At 69.3% G+C, this 17,827-nt stretch carries 19 protein-coding genes and 1 pseudogene; 10 read left to right on the plus strand and 10 right to left on the minus strand.

From position 1 onward, the window contains the following. Window positions 1-5 precede the first annotated feature (5 nt). Window positions 6-596, minus strand: a complete 591-nt coding sequence (locus ACRWNM_RS20590) for an LppA family lipoprotein (RefSeq protein ID WP_431969671.1) — start codon at window positions 594-596, stop codon at window positions 6-8. A 342-nt stretch (window positions 597-938) separates the two neighbouring features. Between ACRWNM_RS20590 and ACRWNM_RS20595 the strand changes: the two genes are divergently transcribed. Then, on the plus strand, window positions 939-1,394 hold the full coding sequence (locus ACRWNM_RS20595; protein ID WP_431969672.1) for a hypothetical protein: 456 nt from the start codon (window positions 939-941) through the stop codon (window positions 1,392-1,394). Between the two features lie 43 nt (window positions 1,395-1,437). On the opposite strand, the gene ACRWNM_RS20600 is transcribed toward ACRWNM_RS20595, so the two are convergent. From ACRWNM_RS20600 to ACRWNM_RS20610, 3 genes are all read right to left on the minus strand, one after another. Then, window positions 1,438-2,619, minus strand: coding sequence for a cation:proton antiporter (locus ACRWNM_RS20600; protein WP_431969673.1), 1,182 nt, complete (start codon window positions 2,617-2,619; stop codon window positions 1,438-1,440). Window positions 2,620-2,622: 3 nt separating this feature from the next. After that, complete coding sequence (locus ACRWNM_RS20605; protein WP_431969674.1) at window positions 2,623-3,102, minus strand: cation:proton antiporter regulatory subunit; 480 nt, start codon at window positions 3,100-3,102, stop codon at window positions 2,623-2,625. 72 nt (window positions 3,103-3,174) lie between these two features. After that, a complete protein-coding gene (locus tag ACRWNM_RS20610; protein ID WP_431969675.1) occupies window positions 3,175-3,837 on the minus strand; it encodes a TetR/AcrR family transcriptional regulator in 663 nt (220 codons plus the stop codon). 116 nt (window positions 3,838-3,953) lie between these two features. Between ACRWNM_RS20610 and ACRWNM_RS20615 the strand changes: the two genes are divergently transcribed. Further along, window positions 3,954-5,132, plus strand: coding sequence for an esterase/lipase family protein (locus ACRWNM_RS20615; protein ID WP_431969676.1), 1,179 nt, complete (start codon window positions 3,954-3,956; stop codon window positions 5,130-5,132). Window positions 5,133-5,207: 75 nt separating this feature from the next. On the opposite strand, the gene ACRWNM_RS20620 is transcribed toward ACRWNM_RS20615, so the two are convergent. The 4 genes from ACRWNM_RS20620 to ACRWNM_RS20635 all read right to left on the minus strand — a co-directional run bounded on the left by ACRWNM_RS20620 (window position 5,208) and on the right by ACRWNM_RS20635 (window position 9,417). Beyond that, the gene (locus tag ACRWNM_RS20620) at window positions 5,208-6,335 is read right to left on the minus strand and encodes a lipase family protein (RefSeq protein WP_431969800.1); all 1,128 of its coding nucleotides are present in this window, start codon (window positions 6,333-6,335) and stop codon (window positions 5,208-5,210) included. A 590-nt stretch (window positions 6,336-6,925) separates the two neighbouring features. Further along, a complete protein-coding gene (locus tag ACRWNM_RS20625; protein ID WP_431969677.1) occupies window positions 6,926-7,336 on the minus strand; it encodes a DUF5360 family protein in 411 nt (136 codons plus the stop codon). A 197-nt stretch (window positions 7,337-7,533) separates the two neighbouring features. Next, complete coding sequence (locus ACRWNM_RS20630) at window positions 7,534-8,094, minus strand: hypothetical protein (protein WP_431969678.1); 561 nt, start codon at window positions 8,092-8,094, stop codon at window positions 7,534-7,536. Window positions 8,095-8,421: 327 nt separating this feature from the next. Beyond that, a complete protein-coding gene (locus tag ACRWNM_RS20635; protein WP_431969679.1) occupies window positions 8,422-9,417 on the minus strand; it encodes a LysR family transcriptional regulator in 996 nt (331 codons plus the stop codon). A gap of 62 nt (window positions 9,418-9,479) precedes the next feature. Here ACRWNM_RS20635 and ACRWNM_RS20640 point away from each other — a divergent pair, with 62 nt between their 5' ends. The 6 genes and pseudogenes from ACRWNM_RS20640 to ACRWNM_RS20665 all read left to right on the plus strand — a co-directional run bounded on the left by ACRWNM_RS20640 (window position 9,480) and on the right by ACRWNM_RS20665 (window position 13,850). Then, window positions 9,480-10,373, plus strand: coding sequence for a serine hydrolase (locus ACRWNM_RS20640; protein WP_431969680.1), 894 nt, complete (start codon window positions 9,480-9,482; stop codon window positions 10,371-10,373). A gap of 74 nt (window positions 10,374-10,447) precedes the next feature. Next, the gene (locus tag ACRWNM_RS20645; protein ID WP_431969681.1) at window positions 10,448-11,422 is read left to right on the plus strand and encodes an MBL fold metallo-hydrolase; all 975 of its coding nucleotides are present in this window, start codon (window positions 10,448-10,450) and stop codon (window positions 11,420-11,422) included. Between the two features lie 66 nt (window positions 11,423-11,488). Next, a pseudogene (locus ACRWNM_RS20650) lies at window positions 11,489-11,797 on the plus strand (hemerythrin domain-containing protein); the annotation flags it as partial. A gap of 39 nt (window positions 11,798-11,836) precedes the next feature. Next, the gene (locus ACRWNM_RS20655; protein WP_431969682.1) at window positions 11,837-12,664 is read left to right on the plus strand and encodes an SDR family oxidoreductase; all 828 of its coding nucleotides are present in this window, start codon (window positions 11,837-11,839) and stop codon (window positions 12,662-12,664) included. 387 nt (window positions 12,665-13,051) lie between these two features. After that, entirely contained in the window at window positions 13,052-13,378 is a 327-nt protein-coding gene (locus ACRWNM_RS20660) for a hypothetical protein (RefSeq protein ID WP_431969683.1), read from the plus strand. A gap of 172 nt (window positions 13,379-13,550) precedes the next feature. Then, window positions 13,551-13,850, plus strand: a complete 300-nt coding sequence (locus ACRWNM_RS20665; RefSeq protein WP_431969684.1) for a hypothetical protein — start codon at window positions 13,551-13,553, stop codon at window positions 13,848-13,850. A gap of 41 nt (window positions 13,851-13,891) precedes the next feature. Here ACRWNM_RS20665 and ACRWNM_RS20670 read toward each other — a convergent pair whose 3' ends face one another. Next, window positions 13,892-14,434, minus strand: a complete 543-nt coding sequence (locus tag ACRWNM_RS20670; RefSeq protein ID WP_431969685.1) for a YaeQ family protein — start codon at window positions 14,432-14,434, stop codon at window positions 13,892-13,894. Between the two features lie 144 nt (window positions 14,435-14,578). On the opposite strand from ACRWNM_RS20670, the gene ACRWNM_RS20675 reads away from it, so the two are divergent. Both ACRWNM_RS20675 and ACRWNM_RS20680 read left to right on the plus strand, forming a co-directional pair. Then, the gene (locus tag ACRWNM_RS20675) at window positions 14,579-15,502 is read left to right on the plus strand and encodes a LysR family transcriptional regulator (protein ID WP_431969686.1); all 924 of its coding nucleotides are present in this window, start codon (window positions 14,579-14,581) and stop codon (window positions 15,500-15,502) included. 145 nt (window positions 15,503-15,647) lie between these two features. Then, the gene (locus ACRWNM_RS20680) at window positions 15,648-17,183 is read left to right on the plus strand and encodes a DHA2 family efflux MFS transporter permease subunit (protein ID WP_431969687.1); all 1,536 of its coding nucleotides are present in this window, start codon (window positions 15,648-15,650) and stop codon (window positions 17,181-17,183) included. A gap of 118 nt (window positions 17,184-17,301) precedes the next feature. On the opposite strand, the gene ACRWNM_RS20685 is transcribed toward ACRWNM_RS20680, so the two are convergent. Beyond that, window positions 17,302-17,733, minus strand: a complete 432-nt coding sequence (locus ACRWNM_RS20685; protein ID WP_431969688.1) for a type II toxin-antitoxin system Rv0910 family toxin — start codon at window positions 17,731-17,733, stop codon at window positions 17,302-17,304. Window positions 17,734-17,827: the final 94 nt, after the last annotated feature.

A 17,827-nucleotide genomic window follows, 5' to 3' on the forward strand; every position in this document is an offset into this window, starting at 1 on the left:
CACCCTCACCCGCCTGCCGAGTGGCCGTCGGGCACCCGGCAGCCCACGGTCGCGGCGATCGTCATCGACCGCGCGTCGGCGTAGATCGACAGCTCGGTGTTGCTGTCCCACTTCGCGCCGTCCCAGCCCTCGAAGGTGACGTACCGGTCCGGCGACGAGTCTGCGCCGGGCAGCATGTCCGTCGCGCCGACGGACGCGGCCAGCGCGCGGGCCGTCTCCTGGAACCCGGGCCACGCCCCGTTGGGCAGCGAACCGTCGGCTCGGTAGTGCGGCAGGACGACGCGCCTGCCGCCGGTGTGTTCGTATGGTCCGTAGCAGGGGCCGAGCGCGCGGTCCTCGGTTCGGCTCCAGCGCAGTGCGGGAGCGATCGCCGAGGCGGCCGCCGCGATCTGGTCGACGACGGCCGTGAGCTGCCGCTCGGCCACCTCGGAAGACGGCAAATCGGTCAATTCGGCTGTGGCGGCCGCGATCTCGTCGGCCGAGGGCGGCGGCGCGGGCTCACCGAGCAAGGTCGCGCAGCCACCGGTTGTCAATACCACTACCGCGAGTGCGGCGAGCCGGCGCAAGGCGGCGGTCGGCCGTCGCGGTCCGGTCATTGTCGTCTCCCACGTTCCCCGCGGCCGCACGGATCGTGAGCGCGCTTCTCCGGCAATCCTATTCGCGATCGGCAGTGCGCGAGCAAGATCGCGACGCGCCGTGGGCGCGGGTCCGCCACCCCGTAGCGACCCGTCGTAGATGTCGATTCCCGAGACATCCGCCGATGTTTTGGATAGTTTGACCCTCGTTCAGTGAAGATCTGGCAAACACTATCCCCGGCCCGGTGGCGACGGAGTTTCGCGCGCCGCGCGGCCGACTAGGAAGGGATGGGCGGTGACGGGGAAATCCGAGGCGGGCGAACATATCGGGAGCCCGGCGCAGGGCAGGGAGGGACCGAGAAAGTGGTGACCATCGCGCAGTTGCGGGCCGTCTTGGCGATACTGCACGTCGACCCGGACAACAACCTGGACCCGCCCTTCGACGGGCCGCGGGATGTCACCGCCGAGCGCGCGCTGTTGGTCGGTCTCCTGCAACACGTGGTCGGTGGTGAATCGGGTCAGGTGAACACCGCACACGAGGACGCGGCCGAGCGAATGTGCGCCGACGCCGTCGAATTGCACGACCGCATCGACGCGATGGCCGCCGACGCCACCGCCGAGCCCGCGCCTGCGCTGCTCGCCGCCGCGGTCCGGTCGGCCGACGCCACCGCCGCGCTGCTCGAACTCAGCCGCAGCCCCGTGGGCGGCGAGGCCGAATCCCGTTGGCGGCGTGCGCTGACCGATCTCGGGCAGGCCTATCACCTGCTCAACGACGAGTACGTGGGCCGATCGAACACCCAAACGGCCCCGCTGCGCTGAGGGGCCGGGTGTCGGAGCCGGGTGGTGCGCGGGCGAGCGCCGGTCAGGCGGGACGGGCCGCTCGGCGGTCGCGCCACACCAGGACGGGCTCGACCACGCGCGCCGCGATCGGACCGAGCACGGCCATGAGCAGCACATATGTGGTGGCCAGCGCCGCGAACTCGGTCGGCACCGCGCCCGCGGTGACCGCCAATCCCGCGATGACGATGGAGAACTCGCCGTGCGCGACCAGTGCGGTGCCCGCGCGCGCCCGGCCGTAGCGCGAGCTCCCCGCACGTTTGGCGGCCCACCAGCCGGTGGCGACCTTGGTGGCCGTGGTGACCGCGGCGAGCAGGCAGGCCCAGCCGAGCACCGGCGGGATGGTCGCCGGATCGGTGCTCAGCCCGAACAGCACGAAGAACAGCGCGGCGAACAGATCACGCAGTGGCTCCAGGATCTTGGTGGCGTTGTGCGCCGTCGAATCCGAGATCGCGATGCCGAGCAGGAACGCCCCCACCGCCGCCGAGACCTGAAGCGCGGAGGCGAGTCCGGCGACCAGCAGGGCGGAACCGAGCAGCTTGAGCAGGAAGATCTCGCGATCGTCGCTGTCCACGATCATCGAGACGTATCGTCCGTAGCGCAGCGCGACCACGAGCACCACGGTGACGGCGAGCAGCGCGATCCCCAGCGTGGTGAGACCGGCCACGAATCCGGCGCCCGCCAGCACCGCCGTCAGCACCGGCAGATAGCCCGCCATCACCAGATCCTCGAACACCAGGATGGACAGGATCGTCGGCGTCTCCCGGTTGCCCAGCCTGCCGAGATCGTTGAGCACCTTGGCGACGATGCCCGAGGAGGAGATGTAGGTGACGCCCGCCATCGCGATGGCGCCGGCGAGGCCCCAGCCGAGGAAGAGGGCGACCAGGACGCCGGGGGTGGCGTTGAGCGCGAGGTCCATCACACCGGCGGCCCAGGATCGGCGCATGCCCGTGACGAGCTCGGCGGCGCTGTACTCCAGGCCGAGCAGCAGCAGGAGCAGGACGACGCCGATCTCGCTGGCCAGGTGAATGAACGAATCGACGTGGTCGAGTTCGACGAGACCGCCGGTGCCGAACAGCAGGCCGCCGACCAGATAGAAGGGAATCGGCGACATGCCGATGCGGGCGGCGACGCGCCCGAGCAGACCGAGACCGAAAAAGACCGCGCCCAGCTGAATCAACGCGAGCGCGGTTTCGTGTGCCACCATGCCTCAGCCGTCCGTGAGGATACCGGCGGCGGCGGTTAGGCCGTCCGCGGTGCCGACGACGATCAGGACGTCGAAGGCGTTGAACACGAAATCCGGTCCGGGCGAGGCGATCGCGTGCCCGGCGCGCACGACCGCGACGATGGACGTCTTCGTGCGAGTACGCATCTGGGTGTCGCCGAGTGGCCTGCCGTCGTAAGGGGATCCGCCGCGCACGGTGAGCTGGCGGGTGGTGACACCGTCGAATTCGCGGTGCTCCTCCTGCAATTGCGCCTCCAGTTGCGGCGCGCCGAGCAGGGTGGCGAGCAATGCCGCTTCGCGCTGGGTGAGCGCTATCTGGTCGGTGACGTCGGGGTTGTCGGGCTTGCCGATGATCAGGTCCAAAGTGCCGTCGCGGTGGTCGATCACGCCGACGCGCCGGTTGTTCTTCAAGGGAAAGTCTTTGCGTACACCAATACCCGGCAAGGGTGTTACCTCTACGTTCACGGCTCCACCCTATCCGGACAATTCGGACTCGCTTCGCCGTCGCCGGACGCATACCCCGCGCGCGGTGGCGAATCAGTGGCGATCGGGCTGTGCGGCGCGGACGGCGCGGTAGCGGTCGGTGAGTCCGTCCAGCAGGGCTCGGAGCCCGACCTCGAAGGCATCCTCGTCGATGCGGTGTTGCCGGTCGGCGAGCAGGTGGGCCTCGCTCAGGTGCGGATAGTCGCCGCCGTAGACGGTGGCGTCGGCCGGGAACCCCGCGGCGAACGAGGCGAGCGCGGAGCCGGTGACGAAGTAGCGCATCAGCGCGCCGACGGTGGTCGCCTCGCGGCGCGGCCAGCCGGCCGCGACGAGGCCGCCGAACACCGCGTCGGCGATCCGCAGCGCATTGGGGCGGTGTCCCGGCCCGCCCGCCAGCGCCGGGACGATGTTCGGATGGGCGGCCATGGCGGCGCGGTACGAGTGGGCCCAATCCCACAGCGCCGTACGCCAATCCGGATTCTCCACGCCGAGCGCGGCGAACATGCCGGTGTCGACCTCGCCGAGCACCGCGTCGGCAACCGCATCGATGAGTTCGTCCTTGGTGCCCACGTGGTTGTAGAGCGAGGGGCCTTGTACGCCGAGCTCGGCGGCGATTCGCCTGGTAGACACCGCCGCCATGCCCTCGGCGTCGAGTAGTGCCAGCGCGGTGGCCACGATGCGCGCGCGCGTGAGCAGCGGGTGGCGGGGTCGGGCCACGAGTTTGCCTCCTTGTCCTGTCGCAGCATTGTCGCAGGAGACAAAAACTTGCACTGCTAGTTTATCGCCCTTACGGTGAATCGGAAACTTTCATCGCTAGTTTTGGAGCGTGATTCATGCGGGTTGTCTCTCTGGCCCGAGCCAGGCACAGACCCACCGAACGACTACGCGGCGTGCTCGCGGCGACGATCGTCGCGGGTGTGACGGTGCTCGGCACGACCCACGTCGTCGGTCCCGCGTCGGCCGCGCCCGAGCCCGCCTCGACCGAACAACAGCTCGCGGATCTGGTCGGTGCGGGGCTGCTGCCCGCGCCGGACGGCAGGCAGGTGCAGCCCATCGTGGACACCGGTAGCGGCTCGGGCTCGGCCGGGCGCAGCCAGGCGACCCGGGTGGCAGGCGAGGGGCCCGAGGTGTCGGCCTACCTCGCGGCGTTCGTCAACGGACTGTCCCATCCCGATGCGGCGCCCCCCGGCGCGAATCAGCCGAATTGTCGTCCCAGCGCGGAACATCCGCGTCCGGTGGTGCTGGTGCACGGCACCTGGCTCAACGCCTACGACACTTTCGCGTACTTCTCGCCGCGGCTCGCGCGCGCGGGATACTGCGTCTTCACCTTCAACTTCGGCCGCGTCGGCGTGCTGGAGGGCGGCGGCCTCGGACCGCTCCTGCCCGGCCGCTACGGTGTCGGTCCGATGGAGGATTCGGCCCGTCAGCTGAGCGAGTACGTCGACACCGTGCTGGCCGCCACCGGCGCCGAGCAGGTCGACCTGGTCGCGCACTCGCAGGGCGGCCCGGTCTCCAGCCAGTACCTGAAATTCGAAGGCGGTGCGGGCAAGGTCGGCAAGCTCGTCTCCTTCGGCGGCACCAACCACGGCACCTCGCTGATGGGCATGGCGACCCTGGGGCGGCTCATCACCAACCTGGGCATCAACATCCTCGGCTTCTACCGGCCGCTGATCGGCCAGGCCAACATCCAGCAGGTCGTCGGCTCGGAGTTCTACGCCAGGCTGAACGCGGACGGCGACACCGTGCCCGGCGTCGAGTACACCGCGGTCGGCACCAGGCACGACCAGATCTCGAACCCGTTCGAATGGACGTTCCTGCAGCCCGGTCCGGACGCCCCCGTGCAGAACATCACGCTGCAGGACGGCTGCGAGCAGGACATGTCCGATCACCTGACGCTCATGTACTCGCCACGCGCCGCCGCGATCGCGCTGCGTGCCTTGGACCCGCAGGCGTCCGTCGACGTGCCGTGCACGTTCAACCCGTGGATGATCGGCGGCGGCGGTTCGCTCTGACGCCCGGTGCGACACTCGGAAAAGACGAAAGGGACGCCCGGCCGCAAGGCGGGGCGTCCCTTCGGGTTCGGTCGATCAGCAGCTGGTGGGCACCGGGTCGCCGCGGAAGCGGGACTCGACATAGTCCCACGCGTCGGTGAAACCGGCGACCGCCGCGGTCATGTGCTCGGCGATATCGTAGGGCACCAGTTTCACCGGAGCACCCGCCTTGCAGTACCGGTCGGCGGTCTCGGCCAGCGAGTTGAACGGCGTCAGCGTGTCGTAGCGACCCTGCCACAGGTAGGTCGGCACCGTCGGCACGCCGGGGAACAGGCGAAGGCTGTTCTCGTGCAGCACTTCTCGCGCCTCGGGGCTGTCCATCAGGCTCTTGGACGCGGCCATCTGCTCCGCGCTGCGGAAGGCGCCGTGGAACAACAGGAAGCGGCGGCACGCGTCGTGGGTGAACTCGCGGAACCACAGGCCGTTCTCGTTGAGCTGATCCGAGATCGGCAGCCGCTCCGGGTATTCCCGTTCCAGGCCCATCGCCGCGGCGAAGGCGAGGCCGAAGCCCGGATGTGGCTCGAAGCCGAGGCCGAGCGCCATCTCCTCGAGGTCGGCCGGGACGCCGCCCGCGACGGCTGCGGTCAGCTTCAGATCGGGGGCGTACGTCGGCTGGAGCGCGGCCGCCCACGCGGTGGCCATGCCGCCGCCCGAGTAGCCCGCGATCGCGACCGGCGAACTGCCGAGGCCGAGTTCGGCGACCTTCTGTACCGCCTTCACGCTGTCCAGCGTGATCATCCCGCTGAGCTTGGCGGCGCCGTAGGCGACGGTCGGCCCCAAGTAGTCGGGCATCGAGATGGCCCAGCCGCGGCCGATCGGCAGCATGGCGCCGACCGCGTCCTGCAGTTCACCGTTGAACAGCGAGCGCGAAGGGTTGCACCGGGAGCCGAGCGAATTGATCAGCGCTTGGTAGGAGACCAGCGGTGGGTTGCTCACCCCCGCGGGCAGGAAGACGGTGGTGATGGCCATGATCGGCTTGCCGCCGGAATTGGTGGAGCGGAAGGCAACCTGCCAGCCTTCGGTCCCGCCGTAGAGGGTGGTGTCGATCCTGCGGGTGCGGACGACGTCGCCTGGTTGCAGCGCGGCCAGTTCGGCGGGCGGACTGTAGAACGGATCCGGATCCGGTTCGGGGTACAGGGGGCTGGCTTGCGCCGGCGCGCCCATCACACCTAGGGACAGGATGCTCAAGACGAGGATCAGTATTCGAGTCGCGACTTTGGACACGGTCTTTCTTTCCGGCATCGGGCATCGCCGATGGACGACCGTGGGATGAGGGTCCGCGGCGGCCACCGGTGGGCTGGTTGGCAGTGTGGGAACGACGCGGTGGAACTACTTCGGTCACCGCGTGAACAGTTGTCGATCGGGACGGGTCGCTGGAGACGCACCCACGCCATCGCCGTCGTGGCGAATGGTCGTGGCAGGCTGGCACACCTCCTTCGTCTCCGTAGCTGCCCAGGGCCGCGGGCGGCGGCACCAATTCTCGGCGAACATATCGCAACCAAGATCATAGCGATGATTACGACACACCGAACTTAGTGATTCTCACAACGAATCGGCGCGTCGGCCGTGTCGTGTCACACGGTTGTCGCGGTCGGCGTTTGCTGCTGTTGCCTGCGGGTACGGCCCGAAGAGTGTTGTGCCCGAGGAGAATTCGTACCCAACATAGCTTGGTTGCGCAGCTCGTCGAACCCGCCGTGATCAGTGGTGATCATCGCGACAAGGGGTGTTTACGCGCGCGGAACGAGCGGTAGCGATCATCCAGCATCGCGGAGTTGCTGGCGAGTGGCGGAGGTGACCATGATGACGGTCATGGCGACGGAAGGGAAGAGGAGCAGCCAGGCGTTCGGGATCCACCATGCGGGATCGAATTCGCAGCGCACCGCGTAGAAGTTCAGCGCCATCAGGCCGGCGGCGGCGGTCGCGGTCAGCGAGACCAGCATCATCCGCTCGGCCAGTGGCGGCTGCCTGCGCGCCACAGCGAGACTCGCGAGGCCTATGCCGATGGCGGCGAGATCGAGCCCGAGGAACGACCAGTTCCATTGCCGCAGAAAGGGATCCGTCCCGACACTGACCGCGCCGAGCGCCGTCGCGACCCAGTAGGCCAAGAAGCCGAGATCGGTCCACAGCATGATGCGTTTGGTGCGGGCGAAGCGGGCGTCGGCCATGCGACATGCCTCCTGGGGCGGGCCATCCGAGCGGGCGCGCGCAGGTGGGCGCCCGGTGGCGAGCCTAGCGCAGACGGATACCGGCGCCGCTCTCGAACGTGCTGCGACGCAGGCGGACACGCCCGTCGCACCGCGGGCGTTACCGATCGCCGCGCGCCGTCACCGGAGCGGCATCCGGCGACGGCGGCGGATCTCGATCAGGGAGTGGCGAAGCCGATCAGTGCGCCGATGCCCGCGCCGATCGGGACGGTGACCAAGGCGCCGACGCCGCCGAGGAAGAAGCCGATCACCGCGCCGATGCCCGCGCCGATCAGCGCGCCGACCGCGGCGTTGTGCTGCTTGCGCGCGACGGTCTCGTCGTATTCGACGAGTTGACGCAGGTGCTGGGTGGCGGCCACCGGTGCGCCCGCAGGTGTGAGGGTGAGCGTCCGGCCCGCGTCGGTGATCCGCGGTGTCAGGCCGAAGGTCTGGCCCTGGGCGGTGAAGCCTGTCGGCAGGGTCGCGACGATGCGGCCCGTGGCGTCGGTGAGGCTGACCGTTCGTGCGTCGGCGGCCAGGCTGAACGCGCCGTCGTCGACGGTGGTGACGATGCCGCTGCCGTCCGACGTCGGTCCGGTGGTGTAGCCGATGCCGTGGTCGACGCCGCGCACGGACACCTCGGCGGCGGGGTCGGTGGGCGCGGCGTCTGCCGTGCCCGCGGATATTCCGATGGCCCCGATCGCGAGCAAGGCGGAAGCGGCGAATTGATTGACTCTCATCGTGTTTCCCTACGTGTTTCGTTCGGGCAAGACAGCCGATGCGTCCCCAAGAGGCCGTGATCGGCCGTCTTCATCCTACGTCCGAACGTGCGAAACGGGCCGTTTTGCGAAATCTCCACCGGGAAAACGCATTCCGGGTATCGCGTTCGTCTGCCTCGCGACGTCTGCCATCGCGGCGGGCATGCGATGCGGAGTTCGACAATGTAGGCGGCGTTGTTGTCCGCGAACGCCTTTCAGCTATGCACAGGCGCACCGGCGGCGCCGCCCGAATATCGGCATCGAAATACCTTGGGAAATCGGCGTGATCGGTCGGAACGGAAACCGCCTTCAGGGCTCCGGATTCGAGACGGGGTCGGTGCGCTGCGCCGGGTGGACGGTGTAGACGACCGACCACGGCCCGGCCGGAGTTTCGGGGGCGGGCGCGGGGAGCGGCGCGGCTCCTTCGGTCAGAACCGCGGCGGCCACCTGGGCAAAGCGTGGCGCCGCCGGGTGCGGCGAGGTGTCCGGCCATACGGCGCCGACGCGCAAACGCAGCGGTCGTCCGGCGAGGGGACGCCAGGCCACCCGTGGCTCGCGCCTGGCCGGCTCCTCCCGAGTGAGGGCGACGCCGTTGCCCGAAAGGACCAGCCCGAGCAGGAATTCGGGATTCCGGGCATGCCGGACCCGATCGGGAACGAATCCGTGCGCGCGGCACACCTCGAGCAATTCGTCGTGCCTGCCCGGCGCGGTGGCGCGGGGGAAGAGGATCAGCTCGTGTCCGGCGAGGTCGGCGAGGCCCACCTCGCGCAGGCGCGCCAGCGGAGACGTGCGGGGCAGCGCCACACCGAGTGGCAGTTCCGCGCTGGGTCCGTGCTGTAGATCGGGCGCGTCGACCGGATGTTCCACCAGCCCGACGTCGAGCTCCGCGGTAGCGAGCAGGCGGAGCTGTTCGGCGGTGGTGAGTTCGTGCAGATCCACGGTGAGCCCGGCGGATTGCTCGGCCAGTTCGCGCAGCAGTCGGTGCAGCACCGCGGCGGGCGTGTCCGGCGGGACGCCCGCTCGCAGCGTCCCGAGGCTGCCGTCGCCCGCCTTGCGGGCCACCGTGCGCAACCGCTGCTCGGCCGCCAGCACGGCCCGCGCCTCCGCGATGAGCAGCTGACCCGCCGTCGTGAGCTGCACGGTTCGCCGCGAGCGGTCGAACAGCGCGACGCCGAGCTCGCGTTCGAGCCGCTGAATGGACTGGCTCAACGGCGGCTGGGCCATGCCGAGCGCCTCGGCCGCCCTGCCGAAATGCCTCTCCTCGGCCACCGCCAGAAAATGACGCAGGTGCCGGGCGAGATCCATCGCTCGACGATATGCGATCGGATATCGAGGACTCCGGCGCGGGCCGACTACCGTGTGCCGTTGTGTCACCCGAGGAGCGCATCCGCGAGATCTTTGCCGAGCTGCCGGTGCGCGGCCGGTTGCACGCTGTCGACCTGGCCGACGGCCGTGAGCTCGGCATCGGCGCCGACGATCAGGTGGTGATCGCCTCGATCTTCAAGATTCTGCTGATCCTGGAGTTCGGCAGGCAGGTCGACGCGGGCCAGCTCGATCCGACCGAACGCGTGCTGGTGCGCGCCGCGGACCGGCTCGGCGGCTGGGGGACCGCGGGCTGCGCGGACGACGTGGAGATGTCGCTGCGCGACCTGGCCTACTTCACGATGTCGGTCAGCGACAACACCGCCGCCGATCTGCTGCTGCGCCGGATCGGTCCGGACACGCCCGGGCTGCTCGCGGCCGAACTCGGGCTCGCGGCCACCCGAGTGATCGGCGGACCGCGCCAGCTGTTGGAGACGATGTTCGCCGACGCCGGCGCACGCACCGCCGCCGAGTTCGCCGCGACCTTCCCGAGCCTGTCGCGCGAACAGGTGGCGAGCATGCGGGTGTTCCGGCCCGAGCACACCACCTCCAGCACCGCGCGGGAGATCACCCGGCTGCTCGGCATGATCTGGCGCGACGAAGCGGGCAGCCCCGCGGCCTGCGCCGCGACCCGGGACCTGTTGCGGCGCCAGATGTTCTGGACCCGGCTGGCGGCCGGATTCCCGGACGAGGTGCTGGTCGCCTCGAAGACGGGCACGCTGCCCGGCCTGCACATGGAGGCGGGGGTGGTGGAGTACCCGGACGGCGGGCGCTACGCGGTGGCGGTGTTCGCGCGCAGCGACGAGCTCGGCACCCGTCGCATCGATGTCGACCTGGCCATGGCGGGGTCGGCGCGCTTGGCAGTGGACAGCCTCCGCGGTAGCTCCGACCTGGCCTGATATTCGATCGCCTATCGGCCGAACGGCTTTTCGATCTTGGACGCGGCCCCGTGTCGCCTGCTTGTCTCGTCGCCATGACATCTCCACGGATCAACCGCCGCACTATGTTCCGCACCGCCGCCGCGGGAGCGGGGGTCGCGGCCGTCGGCGCGGCGGGCGCGGGCGTGCTGCTCTCGGGCCGGGAATCCGGCGAGCCAGTTCGCCTACCCGGCGCGGGGAACGCGGAATTCCGCTGGCTGGGCGTCTCCGGTTGGCGCATCGACATCGGCGGGGACACGCTGCTCATCGACCCGTATCTGACCCGCTTCCCGGTGGGCCTCGCCGCGGGCGCCTTCGAGGCGAACGCCCCGCTGCGGGTCGATCCCGCCGCCATCGACCCGCACGTCGGCAACCCGAAGTACGTGTTCGTCACGCACACCCACTGGGATCACTTCAACGACGTGCCGCACATCGCCGCGCGCAGCGGCGCACGGGTTTTCGGCACCCTCACGACCTATCACGTGGCGCAGTCCTACGACCTGCCGCCCGCGCAGTTGAGCGTGGTGAAAGGCGGCGAGGTGCTCGATTTCGGCGGCTACACCGTGGAGGTCGTCGGCTCGCTGCACAGCCGCACCGGCCAGTACTCGGTCACCTTCCCCGGCGTGCGGACCAGCACGCCCGCGCGTCCCGCCACCATCGCCGACCTGCCCGAGGGCGACACCCTGGCGTTCCTGCTCCGCGTCGACGGCGGACCATCGGTATTCTTCATGGGCGCAAGCGATTTCGTCGAACGCAACCTCACCGGCGCCGCGCCCGACGTCGCCGTCGTCGCGGTCAACTCCAGCAACGCCACCCACGACTACGCCACGCGGCTGCTACGCGCACTGGATCACCCGCGCACCGTGGTCCCGGTGCACTGGGACGATTTCGAGTCCCCGCTGGCGAACCCGCCGCGCACCGACGACAAGAGCGCGCGGCAACGCGACGCGCTGATCGCCGCGGTGCGCGCGGAGAGCCCGCGGACGGAGGTGATCGTGCCGGAGTACCTGAGGCCGTACCGATTCGGGTGAGCCCCACGGAACGCCGCCCGGTTTCGGGGCCTGGGGGACGGGAATGACGGCAAACGAGTCACGTAGCCCGAACGCGAGGCCGACATCCTCGAGTCCTACGAGGAGCATCACGTGGCCGATCTGCTCGTCATGGAGCTGGCCGCCATGAAACCCGAGGACGAGCGCTTCACCGCCAAGACCACCGTGCTCATCGAGAACGTCGATCACCACATCGATGAAGAGGAGAACGAATGGTTCCCGCAGGTGCGCGAGCATCTCGGCCGTAAGCAGCTGCAAGAGATGGGCGCGCGGATGATCGAGCTGCGGAAGAAGGCGCCCACGTCGCCCGCCCACCCCTCGGCGCTGAAGAAAGCCGTCGACGCCGTCGTCTCGTGATCGGCGTGTGACGCCGCGGGACCGGGGTATGCGGCGAGCATGGCTACTACAGCTCCGCTTCCCGAAGAACGTGTCGGCGCGCCGTTGCGCGCCGTGGTGACCGGGTCGGACTCCGGCATCGGCGCGGCCGTGGCGGTCGCGCTGGCCGGTGGCGGCGCCGACGTGGGCATCACCTACCACACCGACGCCGAAGGCGCCGAGCGAACGGCCGAGGAGGCGCGCGGGCGCGGTGTCTCGGCGGTCGTGCGCAGGCTCGACCTCGGCGACTTGCCTACTTCGGCCGCTGTCATCGATGAACTGGCAGACGAGCTCGGCGGCTTGGACGTTCTGGTCAACTGCGCGGGTACGGGCTCTGCGCAGAAGGCCATGGACATGGATTTCGACACCTGGCGTCACGTGCTCTCGGTCGATTTGGACGGCGCGTTCCTCTGCGCTCAGCGCGCTGCCAAACACATGATCGAGGGTGGTCACGGGGGCCGCATCGTCAACATCACCAGCGTGCACGAGCACGCGCCGCTGGTCGGCGCCGCGCCGTACTGTGCCGCGAAAGCGGGTCTCGGCGCCTTGACCAAGGTGCTGGCCCTGGAACTGGCCGAGTACGACATCACGGTGAATTCCGTTGCGCCGGGGGAGATTTCGACGCCGATGACCGGTCAGGAAAATGTGGACCCGCGCTCGGAACCCCGCCCCGGCGTGCCGCTCGGCCGTCCCGGACACGCGCGGGAAGTCGCGTCGGTGGTCGCGTTTCTCACGACGCCCGCGGCGGGATACGTGACGGGGGCGTCGTTCGTGGTGGACGGTGGGATGCTGCTCATGGGGCCGCAGGCCAGTGTGCTTCTCGGCGACGAGAAGTGGCGGCGGGTCTGAACCCGCGGGTGGATAAGCCAGGTTGCGTTGCCTTCTGGGCCGAGCTCGACGGGTCGCGTATGCGGGCCGAGCTGGGTTGAACCGCAGAGCTTTTGGTGTGATTGGGCAAGGCGCCCGCCTCGTCGCTGCGGTGACGGCGCTGCGCCGGGGCGTCGAGGGCGCTCGGTGAGGTGTGCTCGGGCGAAGTCGGTTGGACGACTCGGGATGCCGCGTGGGGAACCGAGGAGTCGATCGGCTACTGTCGAGCTTCTCCGGCCGACCCGCGACAGCGTGCTTCCGTGGCCGCGAGGCGGCGGGACGGTCGCCATCCCATTCTGCAGGACTCGATATGCGGGATTGCGCCCCGAATTGTTCGTGAAACCGGGTTCAGACCATATGATCTCGCCCATGAGAAAACTCGCACACCGCCGGATCACCTTCCTCGCCGGAGCCGTCATCGCCGCCGCGCTCCCCATGGCGGGAGCCGGGTACGCGTTCGCCGCGGACCCGGCCACGGACGCCTACCTCCAGGCGGCGAAGGAGGCCTGCGAGTCGGCGGGCTTCCAGCTGAACACGAACGTGGCGGCCGCCGGCTTCCGCTCGGCGACCGCGCCGTGCGTGGACTCGCGCACGCTGGCCGTGGTGCAGGTGCCCGTCGCGAACGGGACGGCGTGCTCGATCCTGGACGGCATCGTCACCCGTGAGGGCACCGCCTTCGACGGCGTCTGCCGGTAATCTTCCGATCTCGCCGAACACGGCCCTCCGCTGCCGCGCGCACGGAGGGCCGTCGTCGTATTCGGAACCGCCGGACGAGACGGTGCCTCGCGGCCTGCGCCGACCCCGAATTCGCCGACGGAGAATGCGAAATCCCCACACCGGGCTCGGCGCCACGATTACCTTCGGCTCTATGACGAACAGTTCGTCGGAACGACGCTACGACAGCCGAACCAAGGCGGTCCGGCTGCAACTCCAGGAGCTGATGCTCGCCTACTCTCCCGTGAGCCAGAACTCCTCGAACCGAGCCGCCTTCGCCCAGGACGACCAGCTGGTCTTCGCCCAGCACGTGCCCGTCGGCGGATATGGCAGCGCGCGTGCTGCGGGCGCCGCTGGCCTTGCCCTCGGGTCGAATCCCTGCGCGACGCCGGGCATTACATTCGCTGACCCGCAGCGGCTCGGTCGGGGCTCGGGCCGTTCACCCGGCAGGTAACAATTGAATACCGGGCGGTCTTCTTTTATGATCGCCGACGGTCAGGCGAGGCGGTGCTCTTCGACGGGAGTGCTCAGGATAATTCCGTTGAGGTCGAGGTAGAGCAGGCGCTCGGTGACCGAGAGGGTGACGGTGTTGCGGCGTTCGACGGCCGCGACGGCGGAATCGATGAAGGCGCGGTCGAAGCTGTAGACGGGGATCGCGTCGGCGCGGTGGATGCGTTTGCCGGTGAGCTGGGCGAGGACCTTCGCGGGATCGCGATGGGTGTAGACGGCGACGCGTTCGGCCAGCTTGCTGCCTCGGTGCAGGCGCTCGGCGTCGGGTGCGCCGACCTCGATCCAGGCGGTCAGGCGGCCGGTGAGGTCGCGCACCAGCACCGCGGGCTCGTCGGTGGACGACACGCCGCCGTCGCTGAAGGTGATGCCCTCCTCGTACTCCAGGCAGTAGGCCAGCAGTCGCGTCAGCATGAACTCCGCCGTTTCGGACGGGTGACGCGCGACGCGCAACTCCAACTCCTGGTAGACGCCACGATCGACATCGGCCAGGTGAACGGTGAAGGTGTGCAGTGTCGCGCTGAGGGCCATAGAAGCAGAAGCTTAATCGCCCCGCCGACCGGCGATGCTCGGCCGCACCCGGCTTCGCACGCCGCGCAGCGGCAGCGCATCCACAAGGCATTCGAAAAGATCCAGGGCAAGGGTAGCCATTGGTAAGTCAATAGACTTCTGTTCATGGGGAATCGGCAGGCCAATGGGGTGGCGGATCTGACGCACCTGCGGACCTTTCTCGCGGTGTACCGCGCGGGGTCGATCACCGCGGGCGCCGCGCAGGTCGGGTTGTCGCAGCCGACGGTGACCACGCAGTTGCAGACGCTGGAGCGGCGGCTCGGGCGTCCGCTGTTCGATCGGCTGCCGCGCGGCGTGGCGGCGACGGCCGCCGCACACGAGCTGGCCGCCAGGCTGGCCGGGCCGATGGACGCGTTGGAGGCGATCGCGGGCGGCGCCGAGCCGGAGGCCGCCGTACCCGAACCTCCGGTGCTGCTGGCCGGTCCCGCCGAGCTGCTGGCCACCAGGGTGGTGCCCGCGCTGGCCCCGCTGGTGTCCGACGGCGTGCGGCTGACGATCACCGCGGGGCTCACCGACGACCTGCTCGCCGGTCTGCGCGCCGGAACCTACGACCTCGTCGTGGCCACCACCCGCCCGCGCGGCCGCACGGTGCTCGCCGAGCCACTCGCCGACGAGGAATTCGTCCTCGTCGCCGCGCCGGACATCGCGCGACGCATCGACACGGCCCGGCTGCGCGCGGGCGACCCGTCGGCGCTGTCCGCACTGCCCCTGCTCAGCTACGCCACCGATCTGCCGATCCTGCGCCGCTACTGGCGCCACGTCTTCGACACCCGCCTCGTGGCCGAACCGGCGCTCGTCGTCGGCGACCTGCGCGCGGTGCTCGCCGGGGTGGTCGCGGGCGCGGGCGTCAGCGTCGTGCCACGCTATCTGTGTGCGCGCGAACTCGCCTCGGGCGCGATCACGGCGCTGCTCGAACCGGACGATCCGCCGATCAACACCGCCTTCCTTGCTCGCCGCCCCGGCGGCTCCCCGCGCCGCCACGTCGATCTCGTGCGCAGCCATCTGCTGGGCGCGGCCAAGGAGTGGTGATTCCGCCGCAGTCGTGCGGGGCTGGGGGTCCGTCGCATCCTTCACCCGGCAAGCGGCGAGGATCGTTCCGCCCGGAATCATCGAGTTTCCCCGTAAGTCGGGGAAACCGCTGGTTCTTCCGTCGAAGAAGTGTCAGTCTTAACCGGTGACCCAACCTCCGGATATTCAGGCAGCGGGACCAGATCCGTCCTCGGACAAACTGGACGCCGCGGTGTTCAAGGTGGCGGGCGTGGTCGTGCTCGGCGCGATCATGTCGATCCTCGACATCACCGTCGTGACCGTCGCGCTGCCGACCTTCCAGATCGAATTCGGCACCAGTTACGCCATCGCCGCGTGGACGATGACCGGCTACACGCTGGCGCTCGCGACCGTCATCCCGCTGACCGGATGGGCGGCCGACCGATTCGGCACCAAGCGCCTCTACATGGCGGCGCTGACCTTCTTCGTGCTCGGTTCGCTGCTGTGCAGCACCGCGTGGAACATCGAGTCGCTGATCGCGTTCCGCGTGATCCAGGGCATCGGCGGCGGCATGCTGATGCCGCTCGGCATGACGATCATGACCCACGCGGCGGGACCGCAGCGGGTCGGTCGCGTGATGGCGGTGCTGGGCGTGCCGATGCTGCTCGGTCCGATCGGCGGCCCGATCCTGGGCGGCTGGCTGATCGACGCGTTCAGCTGGCACTGGATCTTCCTGATCAACCTGCCGATCGGCATCGTCGCGCTGGTGCTGGCTTACCTCGTGTTCCCGGCCGACCAGCCGGAGCCCTCGGAGTCGTTCGACTTCCTCGGCATGCTGCTGGCCTCGCCGGGTCTGGCGTTGTTCCTGTACGGCGTCTCCTCGATTCCGGAGGCGGGCACCGTCACCGCGCGAAAGGTTCTCATCCCGGCCGCGATCGGTCTCGTGCTGCTGGTGGCGTTCGTCTTCCACGCGCTGCGGGCCAAGCATCCGCTCATCGACCTGCACCTGTTCCGCAACAAGGCGCTGACCGCCTCGGTGCTCACCATGGTGCTGTTCGCCATCGCGTTCTTCGGCGCGGGTCTGCTGCTGCCGAGCTACCTGCAGCAGGTGCGCGGTGAGTCGGCGCTGGCGGCCGGTCTGCTGATCGCGCCGCAGGGCTTCGGCGCGATGCTCACCATGCCGATCGCGGGCCGCTTCGTCGACAAGTACGGTCCGGGCAAGATCGTGATGATCGGCATCGTGCTGCTCTCGGCGGGCACCGCCTTCTTCACCCAGCTCGAGGCGGACACGTCCTACGTCGTCATGTGCCTGGCGCTGCTGGTGATGGGTCTCGGCATGGGCTGCACCATGATGCCGATCATGACCGCCGCGATCCAGACGCTGACCCACCAGCAGGTGGCGCGCGGCTCGACGCTGATGAACATCATCAACCAGACCGCGGGCTCGATCGGCACCGCCACCATGTCGGTGGTGCTGACCAACCTGCTGAAGGACCAGCCCCTGGCCGGACCCGCGATCGTCGCGAACTCCGATCCCGCCATCGCGCAGCAGCTCGGACCCGACGCCATCGCCACGGGTCTGGATCAGGCCGCGCAGGCGTTCAGTGACACCTACATCGTGGCGCTGGTCCTCATCGTGCTGACCCTGGTTCCGGCGTTCTTCCTGCCGCGGACCAAGCCGGCGACCGCGCAGGACGCCGACGCGAAGGTGCTGGTGCATTGAGCGCGAGGCTGGTGCATTGAGCGCGCAGGCGCTGGCGCACTGAGTTCGCGGCGCTGCCAATCGATTCGGGCCCACGGCGAATACGCCGTGGGCCCGAGTCGTTTCCCGGCCGAAGCCCTCAGCCGTAGAGCGCGACGAACTTCTCCAGCGAACGCTCGATATCGCCCTTCACCGCGCGGGCCACGCCCGCGCCGATCGGCCCGAACAGCGGCGCCCCGCCGAGCTCGATGTCGACGGTCACCTCGGATCCGGAACCCTTGGGGGCGACCAGAAGTCCCAGCGAGAACTTGGTGCCGCCCTTGCCCGAGCCGTTCAGCACCAGCTTGCGCGGCGGCTCGGCGGTCTTGACCTTCCATGTCACGCGGTTGCGCAGACCCTTCACCGACGCGACACCCACCAGCTCGGTCCCGACGGTCAGCTGCTCCGGGACCTCGCCGCGCCACGACTCGTGCATGGTCAGCCACTTGTCCAGCTCGGACAGATTGGCGGTGTGCGTCCACGCCGCTTCCGGGCTGATGGGGACGTCGACGGAGACCTTCAGCTTTGCCATGCCGCGCATGTTATCCGGTACCGGCGGTTCGGCCTATCGTCGATCGCGGCCGTCGGCTGTGAGCCCTGTCACTGCGGAATAGGCTGCGGCGCAC

This window comes from Nocardia sp. bgisy134 (assembly GCF_965341865.1).
GTDB lineage: Bacteria > Actinomycetota > Actinomycetes > Mycobacteriales > Mycobacteriaceae > Nocardia.